The sequence below is a fragment of the Limnohabitans sp. Rim47 genome (assembly GCF_001517545.1).
Taxonomy (GTDB): Bacteria; Pseudomonadota; Gammaproteobacteria; order Burkholderiales; family Burkholderiaceae_C; genus Limnohabitans_A.
In genome coordinates, this window is sequence record NZ_FBYA01000005.1 from 105,708 (window position 1) to 118,538 (window position 12,831).

The 12,831-nt window shown below is 55.6% G+C and carries 12 protein-coding genes; 6 read left to right on the forward strand and 6 right to left on the reverse strand.

All coding sequences use genetic code 11. The features are described from left to right. Nucleotides 1-68 precede the first annotated feature (68 nt). Complete coding sequence (locus BN3544_RS12240; RefSeq protein WP_019430200.1) at nt 69-1,904, forward strand: NAD(P)/FAD-dependent oxidoreductase; 1,836 nt, start codon at nt 69-71, stop codon at nt 1,902-1,904. Here the strand turns inward: BN3544_RS12240 and BN3544_RS12245 are convergent. Then, nucleotides 1,901-2,572 (reverse strand): cyclic nucleotide-binding domain-containing protein, encoded by a 672-nt coding sequence (locus BN3544_RS12245; RefSeq protein WP_019430199.1) that lies wholly within the window; start codon nt 2,570-2,572, stop codon nt 1,901-1,903. The two genes, BN3544_RS12240 and BN3544_RS12245, sit on opposite strands and share 4 nt — an antisense overlap. Nucleotides 2,573-2,971: 399 nt before the next feature. Between BN3544_RS12245 and BN3544_RS12250 the strand changes: the two genes are divergently transcribed. After that, nucleotides 2,972-3,493 (forward strand): Crp/Fnr family transcriptional regulator, encoded by a 522-nt coding sequence (locus tag BN3544_RS12250; protein WP_155820502.1) that lies wholly within the window; start codon nt 2,972-2,974, stop codon nt 3,491-3,493. A gap of 115 nt (nt 3,494-3,608) precedes the next feature. Further along, nucleotides 3,609-4,316 (forward strand): Crp/Fnr family transcriptional regulator, encoded by a 708-nt coding sequence (locus BN3544_RS12255; protein WP_019430197.1) that lies wholly within the window; start codon nt 3,609-3,611, stop codon nt 4,314-4,316. A 19-nt stretch (nt 4,317-4,335) separates the two neighbouring features. Here the strand turns inward: BN3544_RS12255 and BN3544_RS12260 are convergent, their stop codons facing one another. From BN3544_RS12260 to BN3544_RS12275, 4 genes are all read right to left on the reverse strand, one after another. Further along, nucleotides 4,336-4,980, reverse strand: a complete 645-nt coding sequence (locus tag BN3544_RS12260) for a LuxR C-terminal-related transcriptional regulator (protein ID WP_036075170.1) — start codon at nt 4,978-4,980, stop codon at nt 4,336-4,338. 184 nt (nt 4,981-5,164) lie between these two features. After that, nucleotides 5,165-5,458 carry a hypothetical protein gene (locus BN3544_RS12265; protein WP_193364662.1) on the reverse strand — a complete coding sequence of 98 codons (294 nt, stop codon included), beginning with the start codon at nt 5,456-5,458 and terminating at the stop codon, nt 5,165-5,167. A 39-nt stretch (nt 5,459-5,497) separates the two neighbouring features. Then, the gene (locus BN3544_RS12270) at nt 5,498-6,133 is read right to left on the reverse strand and encodes a response regulator transcription factor (RefSeq protein WP_036075168.1); all 636 of its coding nucleotides are present in this window, start codon (nt 6,131-6,133) and stop codon (nt 5,498-5,500) included. Between the two features lie 217 nt (nt 6,134-6,350). After that, nucleotides 6,351-8,840, reverse strand: coding sequence for a Lon protease family protein (locus BN3544_RS12275; RefSeq protein ID WP_306459980.1), 2,490 nt, complete (start codon nt 8,838-8,840; stop codon nt 6,351-6,353). Between the two features lie 109 nt (nt 8,841-8,949). On the opposite strand from BN3544_RS12275, the gene BN3544_RS12280 reads away from it, so the two are divergent. The 3 genes from BN3544_RS12280 (at nt 8,950) to BN3544_RS12290 (ending at nt 10,009) form a co-directional block, all read left to right on the forward strand. Beyond that, nucleotides 8,950-9,213: a VF530 family protein gene (locus BN3544_RS12280; RefSeq protein ID WP_019430191.1), complete on the forward strand. Its 264-nt coding sequence runs from the start codon at nt 8,950-8,952 to the stop codon at nt 9,211-9,213. A gap of 86 nt (nt 9,214-9,299) precedes the next feature. Then, a complete protein-coding gene (locus tag BN3544_RS12285; RefSeq protein ID WP_019430190.1) occupies nt 9,300-9,626 on the forward strand; it encodes a hypothetical protein in 327 nt (108 codons plus the stop codon). Further along, entirely contained in the window at nt 9,626-10,009 is a 384-nt protein-coding gene (locus BN3544_RS12290) for a hypothetical protein (protein WP_019430189.1), read from the forward strand. Before BN3544_RS12285 ends, BN3544_RS12290 begins: the two co-directional genes overlap by 1 nt. A 170-nt stretch (nt 10,010-10,179) precedes the next feature. Here the strand turns inward: BN3544_RS12290 and mgtA are convergent, their stop codons facing one another. Then, nucleotides 10,180-12,756, reverse strand: coding sequence for a magnesium-translocating P-type ATPase (gene mgtA / locus BN3544_RS12295; protein WP_197409914.1), 2,577 nt, complete (start codon nt 12,754-12,756; stop codon nt 10,180-10,182). Nucleotides 12,757-12,831 lie beyond the last annotated feature (75 nt).

Sequence of the window (12,831 nt, forward strand, 5' to 3'; positions counted from 1 at the left end):
GCATGCGGCTGCAGCACCGCAGATAAAATAAGCCTCTTGCTTGATAACCACAAGCCACAGAGGCCGCCATGATCCGAATTTCCGAACTCAAACTCCCCCTCTCGGCCCTGCCCGTTGAAGTGCGCCGCGCCGCCGATGCGCCGAGCGAAACCGACGAAGACCGCCTGCCCACCCCCCATCCCGAGGCCGCCTTGCGCCAATTGGCGGCGCAAGCGCTGGGCATCGCCCCCGCAGACATCGCCACGCTGACCGTGTTCAAGCGCAGCTTTGACGCACGTAAGGCTGATTTGTTGGCGGTGTACATCGTGGACATCGCTCTGAACAACGCACAGGCCGAAGCCCATTTGCTGCAGCAGTTCGAGCAAAACCCACACATCCAGCCCACGCCCGACATGGCTTGGCATGCGCCCTGCCAAGCGCCGCAAGGCTTTGGCGCACAAGAAGGCGAGCGCCCGGTGGTGGTGGGTTTTGGCCCTTGCGGCATGTTTGCGGCACTGGCTTTGGCGCAGATGGGTTTCAGGCCCATCGTGCTCGAACGCGGCAAACCGGTGCGCGAACGCACCAAAGACACCTGGGGCTTGTGGCGCAAAAAAGTGCTCAACCCCGAAAGCAATGTGCAGTTTGGCGAAGGCGGCGCAGGCACGTTTTCAGACGGCAAGCTGTACAGCCAGATCAAGGACCCGCGCCACCTGGGCCGCAAGGTGATGGACGAATTCGTCCAAGCAGGCGCCCCAGCCGACATCCTGTTTGCCGCACACCCGCACATTGGCACCTTCAAGCTGGTCAAGGTGGTGGAGAACATCCGCGAGCAAATCATCGCGCTGGGCGGCGAGATCCGGTTTGAGCAGCGCGTGAGCGACGTGTTGCTGTCAATCACCGCCGAAGGCCAGCAATTGACTGGCTTGCAAGTGCAAGACCTGCGCACAGGCCAAAGCCAAACCCTGCACACGCGCCATGCGGTGCTGGCCTTGGGCCACAGCTCGCGCGACACCTTTGTCATGCTGCACCGCCGTGGCGTGGCCATGCAGGCCAAAGCATTTTCCATTGGCGTGCGCATCGAACACCCGCAAAGCGTGATCGACCAAGCGCGTTGGGGCCGCCATGCGGGCCACCCCTTGCTGGGCGCTGCCGACTACAAGCTGGTGCACCACGCGCAAAACGGCCGTGCGGTTTACAGTTTTTGCATGTGTCCTGGTGGCACCGTGGTGGCCGCCACCAGCGAGGCCGGTCGCGTGGTCACCAACGGCATGAGCCAATATTCACGCAACGAGCGCAATGCCAATGCGGGCATGGTGGTGGCGATTGACCCACCTGACTACCCACTGGACACCGCCGCCTGGCAAGCCGCCTTTGGCCATGACGACGGCACACAGCTGGCACAAGAAGCGCATGCACTTGCAAACCAGCAACCGCCCGCCAGCCACCCGCTGTCGGGCATCGTGTTGCAGCGTCAGCTGGAAAGCCGCGCCTTTGAAGTGGGCGGCAGCAACTACGAAGCCCCCGGTCAATTGGTTGGCGACTTTCTGGCACAACGCGCATCAACAGCCTGGGGCAGCGTGCAAGCTTCTTACAAGCCCGGCGTGAAATTGGTTGACCTGGCCGAGGTGCTGCCCGACTACGTCGTGACCGCCATGCGCGAGGCGTTGCCGGTGTTCGGTCGCAAGATTCGTGGCTATGACATGGCCGATGCGGTCATGACCGGCGTCGAGACACGCACCTCGTCACCGCTGCGCATGCCGCGTGGCGACGACCACCAGAGCACCAACACCCAAGGCCTGTACCCGGCTGGCGAAGGGGCCAGTTACGCAGGCGGCATTTTGTCAGCGGGGGTGGATGGCATCAAAGTGGCCGAGTCTTTGGCACGGCACATCACCTCGCAGCACTCACCACAAACAAGACCCTAAGCTGGCGCCACGTGGCTCGGCATTTGCGCGTGGCAGGTGCAGGCCAGCGCGGCCAGCGCAGCTGCTGACGGCACGTGCAAACGCCCATCCCGCACATCAAAAACCGAAGCTTCAGGTGCTTGCCTTGAACCCGTTTGAAACGTGTCGGCCCATTGCCTTATGGACTGCGGCAGCGCATTCAGGCTCAAGGTCAGGCCAGCATGGGGATGTTGCGCCAAACACTGCAAAAGCCAACTGCTCAGACTCTGCGTGGGCGTGTGATGCTGCACACAAAACGACCATTGGGCCATTTGACTGACCCGTCTTTGCATGGCCGCTGTTTGGTGCCACAACCAGGATGCGTAACGCGCCGGATCGTCTCGCACAGGCGCCCAGTCCACGCGATAGGCTTGCCCCGCCACCACGACATGGGCTTGCATGAGTGCCGCGCCTTTGTGCAGTGGCCCCACACAGCCATGCTGGCCAACAAGCGCAGTGGCACGCCGCACCGAAGGTGTCGAAGGTGTCACATGGGCAGGCCCCAGCGTGATCAAAGCATCGACGGGAAAATAAACCGAAAAATCAGATTCTGATGTCAGAGAACCGGCTTGCAATGCAACGCATTCCACCTTCAATGCTGGCACCGCACCGCTGTCTGCAAGCATCCGAGCCAACAATGTGTTTTTCATTTTTTCAGTAGGCCTGTGCATGACTTCTGGCACCTGTTTTGACTGGTATTCGAACCCTTTGGGTTAGATGATTTGGGTCATTTTTATTCTATGTTCTTTATAGAACCAAGCGATGGATGCGGTATATGGTCAACTTGCAAGATTGTCGGCATGCATTGGTTGGGCTTTTTAAGCGCAGACCCTGAGATGCCAAACCTCCAGCAACCCACCTAAAAAAACCTGCCAATCGGGTCTATTTCAGTGACGCTTTTGACCAACGGAATCATCTTTCAACTTTCAAAGGAAGATCAAAACCGGGTGCAGAACATCTGCAAACCGGTTCAACTGTTTGCAGGTCAAGTCTTGTGCAAACCAGTGCACCATGAAACACCCAAGATTTATTTTTTAACGGGCGCATGCGTGGCACTGCTCGTCAAAAACAAAGCGCGCAATACATTGGCTGTGGGCTTGGTCGGATCTGAAGGGGGCATCGGCTTGGGCTCGGTGCTGGACAGCCACTCGGAGAACCTGCACTTTCTAGTGCAAACCAGCGGAACCGCCTGGATGGCTGAGAGTGCCGACTTCGCTCTTCTGCTGCACCAACGGCCCGGCATGTTGTGGGGCATTTCACAGTATCTGTGGCAATTGACCGAACACATTGCCGCCATATCTGCGTCTGTTCAGTTCGAAGATGTCACCACCCGTTTGGCCCGGTGGCTGGCGTTGTCTGCAGAACGCGCACAGATTCAACAGTTGCGCCTGACACACGAACACCTGGCAAAGATGCTGGGCGTGCGACGCGTCAGCATCACATTGGCAGCAGGTGAGCTGAAAGAGCGGGGTCTGATCGCTTACCAAAGAGGTGTGCTCAACATTCTCGATTCGGCCGGATTGCAACAAACTGTGAGCTCAGAACCTGAAAAGCACGCCAGGTTCATTTAATCCAACAAATTAAATCTTTCTCCTTTGCAAGGAGATGGAGATTTGTTCGCCACAGAACATACGACTTATCAATTTTGATATATTTAACGAAGTAAATAAATCAAAATTATGATTCATGGTCAAAAATCCCGATTTAAATCAAATTATTTCATTTTTACCAGAAGTGATTCATGAAGAATGGGCTCCGCATTTTGAGCCAATTGACCTGGAAGTAGGTCAAATCCTTTACGAGCCTGGCCGCGCACTGAAACACCTCTACTTTCCACTGACCACGATCGTGTCCTGGGTTCATGTTCTGGAAAACGGATCTTCCAGCGACGTGGCCATCATCGGCAGAGAGGGCGTGATCGGCATCTATTTGCTGATGGGTGCCAGCCAAACTTACAACAGCGCTGCCGTTCTGAAAGCAGGGTCTGCCATCCGAATCAATTTGAGCGTGGTGTTGAACAGCTTCAACCAAGGCAATGCCGTGCAAAAGGTGTTTTTGAGGTTCACTCAAAACTTGATGACTCAAATGTCACAAGGCGCTGTATGCCACAGACACCACTCACTTGAGCAGCAACTCTGTCGAATGCTTTTAATGATATTGGACAGACAGGATGGCAACGACATCACCATGACGCATGAAAGCATGGCCAAATTTTTGGGCGTCAGGCGCGAAGGGGTCACGCAGGCAGCACGTCGGCTGATGGAAGAAAACACCATCAGCTACACGCGTGGCCATGTTGTTGTGCTTGACCGCAAGTCTCTCGAAAAAAGATCATGCGAGTGCTACAACATCATCAAGAATGACCACGACAATTGCCTCCAGTTAAACCACTGAAGTCGATGCGCTGAGAGCACTAGACAGAGACCATCTGGTTGCGAATGGCGTAGCGTGTCAAATCGGCCACTTTGTGCAAACCGATCTTGCGCATGATGTTGCGGCGATGCACTTCTACGGTGCTGGGGGCAATCTGCAAATTACGGGCTATTTCTTTGGACGAATACCCGTCAGCGATCAAGCGCAAGACCTGACCTTCCCGGCCGCCAAGCTGCCCGGTCGAAGTGACATCACCCGACCTGGCCTTGCGAACACTCTCCATCATTTCAGCGGCAGCGGTCTGACACAAATACACTCGGCCGGCCGCTACAGCGCGAACCGCTGACAACAACTCATCAATGCTGCTGGTCGTCGAGACGTAGCCTTTCGCACCTGCATCCAAAATTTCGATGATGGCATTTCGATCCGAGTTGCCAGAAAAAGCCACCATGTTTTTGACCGGTTGATGGTGCGCAATCTGATGCATCAACTCAATGTCTTTGGCGTCGTTGGCTTGCATGCCAATCAACACGACATCGGGATCGACCTGATCACACAGTGCATTGGTCGTCGCGCCGTTATCGGAAATGCCCACCAGATCCATGTCATGGTGCGTACGCAAGACCGCTGCGATGCCCTCAGAAACCACTTTGTGCTTGGAAGAAAGCAATACTCGAATTGACATGCTAGTTGCTCCTAATATGAACCGAAAAATATGAGCATTGAAAAGTCAAAAGGTTTTTTGCGCCTCACAACCATGGAAAAAAATTTCAACTTTCAATTGCAGAAGGCGTTGAAAAAAGTGTATCTAATCGATTCAGCTTTGACTGTGCGACTTAACACATAGAAAGAAAAGTAATTTCTGCGCATCACTGAACCAAGCCTCCCCCTGTGGCATCTGTCTTTGCAGAGACCGGCCATTCCAAGTCGCTCATTTTTTCACTGATGTTCAATGCCTCTTTCAAATGTTCATGGGCGTTGAAGGAGTGGTGTTTGGATAATTTCGCGTGGTGCAGGGCGGCCTTAAAAGCACCCGCTTCATGGTGCCGGGCTGCCTCTTTGTTGCGTTGATAGGCCTGCAGCAAATCATCCGATGCGCGCCGGTAGTGGTCACCAATATTTTCAGCGTAGGCTTTTTCGAGCATTTGATTTTCGAGGGTCATGTTCATTCCTTTCGATGCGGTGTTGTGTGAACGAAAAAGTCAAGCCAAGCCATTCGATTGCATGTAACGCTGCAAAGACATGCGACCGGGGCAGTTGAGTTTTTGGTAAATATGATGCAAGTGAAGCTTGGCCGTGCCTTCACTGATGAACAACTTGTTGGCAATTTTCTTGTTCGGCCACCCCTCGGTGACCATGCGTGCCACAGTCAATTCACGGGGAGTCAAAAGATGCGATGCGTGTTCATTTTTCTTTTTTTGCTCAAGCAACAAAGACATCGTTTTGACAGTCAAATCCCGATCCAGCCATTGACCACCTTGATGCACGGACTTGATGCAACGTATCAGCACTTGTTTTGATTTTTCTTTGGACACCAAGCCAGGAACATCCAGGTCAAGCGCTCGAATCACTTCGCCAATCGGCGCACCCGTGAACACGACAGGGTGCGTCTTCAAATTTTTTGCCTTGATTTCTTCCAGCACAGCCAAGCCGCTTCTTTGAGACAAAGACAAGTCCATCACCAAAATATGGGGCTCGTGCTCTACCAAGGCTTGCACGGCTGCGTCGCCATTCGTCACGCTGGCTTTGACCGCAAAATCAGGCGTGTTTTCAAAAACGTGGGTCAAGCCTTCCAACATCACCGGATACGGATCAGCCAGCACAAGATTAATGCACATGAATATCGTCCTTATCAAAGTTTTTACTGACCAATAAATTCTCTTGCGCTAGCAAGGGATCACCTGATCGTTGAGCTCAGAATAAGACGGCCTGTCTATTTTTTGAATCTTCTGAATCAATGATTCAAGCTACTTCAAAACCAGTAAGACCCACAAAACAGGTGGTTTTTTTGTCCGTCACATTCAATCGGTACAGCCCAAATTGGCGACGAAATCTTCAGCGATCAAACCCGCGCCTAAGATGCCGCGTGTGGTTTGGGTTAAGGACTGGTTTGTGACTCAAGTGTTCGCAAGCATGGCGAAAGCGTTGCAAGGTTTTTTGTGCACGCCCCAACACGCTGTCCGCTTCGTACCCACCAAGCCCCAACACGCCAAAACGCAGGCCGGTTAAAAGGGCCATGCCCTCGCTGGCCGTATCGGCCACATGGATGTGGAACCGCCCAGCGGTCACTGCCTGCACCACACGTTCATCCAGCATCAAATGGCGCAGATTTCGGCGCGGCATCAAAACCCCTTGATGGCCACTCAAGCCAAGGCTTTCGCAACTCCGAAAGTAGCCTTCGATTTTTTCGTTGATGCCGCCAACGGGCAACAACTCGCCATGCTGATTGACTGCGCCTGTGACCGCGATGCCTTGCTGCATGGGCGACCCCGACAAGCTAGACAAGAGGGTATAAAACTCGGCGCATGAGGCCGAGTCGCCCTCGACCCCGCTGTATTCCTGCTCAAAGACCACGGCGGCATTCATGGCCAACGGCGCAATGTGGGCAAACAAAGATGACAAATAGCTGTGCAAAATCAGCACCCCTTTGTCGTGGATGGGACCGGACATCTCGACCTCCCGCTCGATGTTGAGCAAGCCCTCTTCTCCTGCATAGGTACTGGCCGTCACCCGCACGGGAAAGCCAAACCGGTAATCACCCAAATCCACGACCGTGAGGCCGTTGATTTGCGCCACCCGTTCACCGGACACCACCAACAAACGCTCACCATCGACAATCGTTTCCTGCAGGCGTTGCTCTGGGTAGTTGTGGCGGTGAATCCGGGCTTGCCTGGCGTTCTTCACGTCGATTGCCCCCACCTGTGGCATGTCGCGCTGCCTGGCCAATGCAGCGCTCTCAATCACCAAGGCCTCGGCCAAAGCGAAGATCGCGCTTTGTCGATCCTGGTCTTCCGCTTCGCGGTGCGTTTCTTCAATCAAGGCCGCCACCGCCGCAGCCGAAAAATGCGGCAACTTCATCCGCTGGCAAATCTGCCCCACAAAAATCGCCGTGGCATGAACCGATTCGGCTGTGACCGGAATGCTCTCGGCAAAATCAACCTTGCAGCGAAAGCGCCGGGCAAACTCCGGGTCGGCTTCTTGCACCGCGTAGTACTCATCCACCGAAGCCACCAGCACCAACTTCACATCGACGTCCACCGCCTCGGGCTCCAGTGAGACCGCAGCCATGGGCGCATACATCATGCCGGGCTCTTCAATCTGCACGCGCCCACTGCGCATAAAACGGCGCAATTTTTCCCACACATGCGAATCGGCCAACAAGTCACGCAAGTGCAGCATCAGAAATCCGCCATGGGCTTTCAGCAAGCTGCCCGCACGGATGCGAGAAAAATCGGTCACCAATTCACCACTGTCCGACTCGTATTCAATGCTGCCAAACAACATCCTGAACAAGGGGTTGTCTTCACGAATGACCGGTGCCCCCTGCAACGCATGGTTGTCCACCACCACGTTGACACGAAACAGCGACAACACGGCCGCCAGCGCCTCCAAGCGCACATCTTCGTCGTCCCCCGGCTCAAATAGCGCCACGTTTTCCAGCACGCAGTTCTGGATCTGCTCTAAAAATGCACCCAACTTGACACTGTCCAGCACAGGTTGATTCAGTGCATTGCGGATCACCTGCATTTCGTGGTCGAGCATGGGCTTGAGGGTTTGCCTGCGCAACGCAGACAAGCCCTCGTTCATCACGCGTTCCATGGCTCTCGTTTTTTCCAGGTAGCGGCTGATCTCTTCTCTGAGCGAGGCTTCGGCAACATCTATTTCAGCGCGTTTTTCTTGGCTCAAGGCCAAAGCCTTGCCCGCTGTGACCGGCTCACCCTGTGCGTCTTTCAAGGTGAACACCATGTGGCCCTGATCGCGCATCAAGGCAAAGTGATGGGCTTCGGCATAAGCACTGAGGGCCAGGTAACCACGGTCCTCTTCGGTTTTGTAAGACGCCTCAATCCGCTGGCTTTCAGCCTTGAAATCATCTTGCCCCAAGCGCTTGGGCACCTCGGTCTGCAAGCGTTTGGCCAACTGCAACAGCAACTGGCGCAGCACACGCCCCTGCCCGGCCTGAAGACGCAGAGCCCGAGGGCGTTCGGGTTCGTCAAAGTTGTGCAAATAACAAAGGTCAGGGGGCACCGGGCGCTGCTCGGCCTGCGCGTGCATCATCTGGCTGAGCAGCGTGGTGCGGCCGCTGCCCACCTCACCCAATACAAACAGGTTGTAATCCGGCTCGGTCATGCCCATGCCAAATTGGGCCGCTTGCTTGGCCCGCTCTTGTCCAATCCAAGGCATACCTTGGTCCAGCAACTCGGATGTGTCAGAAAAACCCAAGGCATCGGGCTCGACCGTTTTGCGCAACTGGTCTGCTGACAGCTCAAAGCCTTGGCCTGTGGTCGCTGTCGCTCGCGCGGTCGGGTCCATGTTCATACGCTCCATCGGTTTCAAGCCAGCCAAATTGCTTGTTGTGCTGATGGCAATTTAAGACAAGGTTGCGGGCCTTTCTGTGTGATGCATCACGCGGTCCAAATCAAGGGACAATGACGGCATGCAAGCTCCATTACCTGACCTCAAGCAAGCGCGAAACCCGCTGCATGGCTTAACACTGGAAACCATCGTCACCCAACTGGCAGACCATTACGGCTGGGCCGACCTGGGTGTGCGCATTCCGATCCGCTGTTTCACACACGACCCCAGCGTGGGCTCCAGCCTGAAATTTTTGCGTAAAACGCCTTGGGCTCGCGACAAGGTGGAAAGTCTGTACCTGTTTATGCTGCGTGATCAAAAGCGCCAACAAAGGTCTGAAGACTGAGCTTGGGTGCGTCAGCCAACAGACGCTGCTGTCTGTCGCTTTTAAGGTGGAGCCCTGTTTTTAATCCACCGACAAAGCGAGTTCATATGACAGACCCTCAAAATCCTCAAGAAAAAATGGCTGCTGCAGGTGCCGGCACAGCGGGCAGCATGCACGCCGCCGGGCACGAATCCAAAGCGGCTTTTGAACGCTTGGTCGATCGGCTGTCTGACAGCATCAGCGAAATGGCCCATCACAGCCGTGACGCGGCCGTCGAGGCCGAGAAACTGCTGGAGCAAAAGACACACAAGATCGCCGCCACGGCCGAGCATCAAATTCACTGCGCCCCCTTCAAATCAATCTTGATTGCGGCAGGCGCAGGTGCCGCAGTGGCCACATTGGTGAGCTGGCTGGTCCGTTCACGCCCCCATTGATGAACAAGCGCCTGCTCAAGCTTTTGTTGCTGTCGCCGGACTTGCTCAAAATGCACGCCCACGGCTATGCCGATCTGGCGACCGAGGAATGGGCGTTGCATGTGCGGGCTTGGCAAACCCGTTTGCTGTTTTATGCCTTGGGTACGGCAAGCTTGCTCCTTGGGGTCTTTTTGGCAGGGGTGTCCTTGCTGCTGTGGACTGCATTGCCTGAGGTCAATGCGCACAGTGCTTGGCTCATGTGGTTTGTGCCTTTGGCGCTGGGTCTGTTCGCGTTGGCCTGTTGGGCCCGAGCCAAGCGCATCAAGGTGGCGCGCCCATTTGGCAAACTCAAAGCACAAATTGCGCTGGACATTCTGGCCTTGCGCCAAAACCAAGAACCATGAGTACGCCACCGTCTGCCGAACAACGCCTGGAGGTCTCGCGTGCGCTGTGCCTTCAAGCCTTGCAGCAACCCGCATGGCTTTTGTGGGTGCAGCGCGTGTGTGCCAAACCGACACACAGCGCCAGCAACGCACCCGGCGACACACCTGGACAGAGTGTTGCTGAAGCGCTTTTAAGTCAATGCGTAAAAGCGTTTCTTGACCAGCTCGACGACAAACACATACGCCAAGGTCAAAACGATCATGCCCAGCATCAAGGGCCCCGGTAAAGGCACAAACCCGAAGACCGCACTGAAGGGCAAATAGGGCAATGCCAGCGCCACCACCAGCACCACCAACGTGCTGACCCACAACAACCTGCCTGGCCGGCTTTGGTAAAACGGACGCCGGGTCCGCACCACCAGGGCAATGACCAACTCGGTCATGAGCGATTCGACAAACCAGCCCGTTTGAAACTCTGGCGCAGCGGCTTTGAAAATCCACAACAAAGCTCCAAAGGTCAAGAAATCAAACACCGAACTGAGCAAGCCAAAAACCACCATGTAGTTGCGAATGAACCGGGTGTTCCAGTGCCGGGGTTTGGCCACCCACTCGGGGTCCACCCGGTCCCCCGCAATGGTGGCGGCGGGTATGTCCGACAAGAAGTTGTTGAGCAAAATTTGGGAGGCCAGCAGCGGCAAAAAAGGCAAGAATACAGAAGCCACCGCCATGCTGACCATGTTGCCAAAATTGGCACTGATGGTGGTCAGGATGTATTTGAGGGTGTTGGCAAAGGTCACCCGCCCCTCGTCAATGCCCTGGCTCAAGATGCCCAAATCTTTGCGCAGCAGCACAAAGTCTGCGGCATCCTTGGCCACATCTACGGCGGTGTCGACCGAGATGCCCACATCGGCCGCATGCAGCGCCAACGCATCGTTGATGCCATCGCCCATGTACCCCACCACATGCCCGGTTTTTTGCAAAGCGAGAATGATCCGCTCTTTCTGGTTCGGATCGACTTCGGCAAAAACAAGCGTGTTTTTTGCGGCATGCATGAGCGCGTCATCGGCCATGTCATTGAGTTCACGCCCCGTCAAAATACGCCCCTCAGGGAACCCCACCACCTGCACCAAATGCTTGGCCACCTGCCGGTTGTCGCCCGTGATGACCTTGAGCTGAACACCCCGCTGCGCCAAATCCTGCAGGGTCTGGCGCACATCGGGTTTGGGCGGATCCATGAACAACAAGAATCCATCAAAATTCAAGCCCGATTCATCCGTGCGCACATAAGGCGTGACGCGCTCGTCAATGGGCCGTGATGCCACGCCCAGGACGCGATAACCCTGAGCGCTCCAGGCTTCAAACAAGGTGACCAAACGGGCACGCTGGTCATCGTCCAGCGGGCTGCGGCCTTCACCCTGCGTGGTGCACAAAGACTGCACTTTCTCAAAGGCCCCTTTGGTGATCAGGGTGCAACGGCCTGGCCCATCCAGTACCACCACCGACAAGCACTTGCGCACAAAGTCATAGGGAATTTCGTCCACCTTGGTGACTCCCGCAATATCCACCTGCGCTTGGCGCACCGCCACACCAATGGCATCGTCCATCGCATTAGCCAAGCCCGACTGGTACTGGGCATTGATCCCTGACAGACGCAACACTTTGGCCGATGCCACGCCCTGGGTATCCAATGCCCCATCCAGGGCCACCACGCCAGCGGTCAAGGTGCCTGTTTTATCGGTGCACAACACATCCATAGCCCCCAGATTTTCAATCGCATTCAGCCGACGCACGATCACCCCCAGCTTGGCCATGCGGTTGGCACCGTGCGACAAGGTGATGCTGACAATCGCGGGCAACAGCTCCGGGGTCAACCCGACCGCCAAAGCCAGCGCAAACAACAAAGAATCAATGGGGGGCTTGTTAAAAAAAACATTGATCGCCAAAACAAGCACGACCATCACCAGCATGACGCGGGTCAACAAATACCCAAAATGCTGAACGCCCCGCTCAAAATCGGTCATGGGCGGACGCAAAGCCAGTTTGAGTGCAATTTTTCCGAACACACTGGCCTTGCCCGTCTGCACCACCAAAGCACGCGCTGTGCCGCTGCTGACACTGGTGCCCATGAAAACGCAGTTGCTGCGCTCACTCAAACTGGCTGACTCCGCCACCACGCCCGGCTTTTTCTCGACCGGAAAGGTCTCCCCGGTGAGCACCGCCTGGTTGATGAAAAAATCTTTGGATTCCAAAACCACGCCATCGGCGGGTATCAAGCTGCCAGCGGACAACACCACCACATCGCCAGGCACTACGCTTTCGGACGGGATCGTTTTCAACCGCCCATCGCGCAGCACCTGCGAGTGGATTTTCACTTTGGCACGCAAGCGCTTGATGGCGTTGCTGGCCACGTATTCCTGCGTGAACCCCAACAAAGTACTGCCGAGCACGATGGCCAACACCACACCCGCGTCGACCCATTCGGCAGCCACCATCGAAATGCCCGACGCCACCATCAAAATCAACACGAGGGGATTTTTGAACTGGCTGATCAGCAAACCCAAAAACGTGGACCCCTGTGTCGAATCCAGCGCGTTGCCCCCCCAACGCCGGAGTCTGTCGCTGGCTGTTTTTTGTGTGAGCCCGCCCGTTTTCGAGGCCATCTCCTGCGTCAAATCCTGTGCAGTCCGACTCCAATAAGCCCCCATGTCAGCCTGTGACGATGTGCTGGAATGGGCGCCATTTCTGGCATTGACCTTGAAGGGGGACACGACTGCTCCTTGACGCCATTCATTCGCAAGAGGATTTGCTGAACGAGGCAAGTCCGATCATGCGCAGCTCTTGCA

Excerpts from the sequence above, each read along its gene's own strand:
- BN3544_RS12245 (WP_019430199.1), bottom strand. The coding sequence starts at position 2,572 with ATGAAAAACACATTGTTGGCTCGGATGCTTGCAGACAGCGGTGCGGTG.
- BN3544_RS12265 (WP_193364662.1), bottom strand. The coding sequence starts at position 5,458 with ATGACCCTCGAAAATCAAATGCTCGAAAAAGCCTACGCTGAAAATATT.
- BN3544_RS12280 (WP_019430191.1), top strand. The coding sequence starts at position 8,950 with ATGCAAGCTCCATTACCTGACCTCAAGCAAGCGCGAAACCCGCTGCAT.
- BN3544_RS12285 (WP_019430190.1), top strand. The coding sequence starts at position 9,300 with ATGACAGACCCTCAAAATCCTCAAGAAAAAATGGCTGCTGCAGGTGCC.
- BN3544_RS12240 (WP_019430200.1), top strand. The coding sequence starts at position 69 with ATGATCCGAATTTCCGAACTCAAACTCCCCCTCTCGGCCCTGCCCGTT.
- BN3544_RS12290 (WP_019430189.1), top strand. The coding sequence starts at position 9,626 with ATGAACAAGCGCCTGCTCAAGCTTTTGTTGCTGTCGCCGGACTTGCTC.
- BN3544_RS12275 (WP_306459980.1), bottom strand. The coding sequence starts at position 8,840 with ATGGAGCGTATGAACATGGACCCGACCGCGCGAGCGACAGCGACCACA.
- BN3544_RS12260 (WP_036075170.1), bottom strand. The coding sequence starts at position 4,980 with ATGTCAATTCGAGTATTGCTTTCTTCCAAGCACAAAGTGGTTTCTGAG.
- BN3544_RS12255 (WP_019430197.1), top strand. The coding sequence starts at position 3,609 with ATGGTCAAAAATCCCGATTTAAATCAAATTATTTCATTTTTACCAGAA.
- BN3544_RS12270 (WP_036075168.1), bottom strand. The coding sequence starts at position 6,133 with ATGTGCATTAATCTTGTGCTGGCTGATCCGTATCCGGTGATGTTGGAA.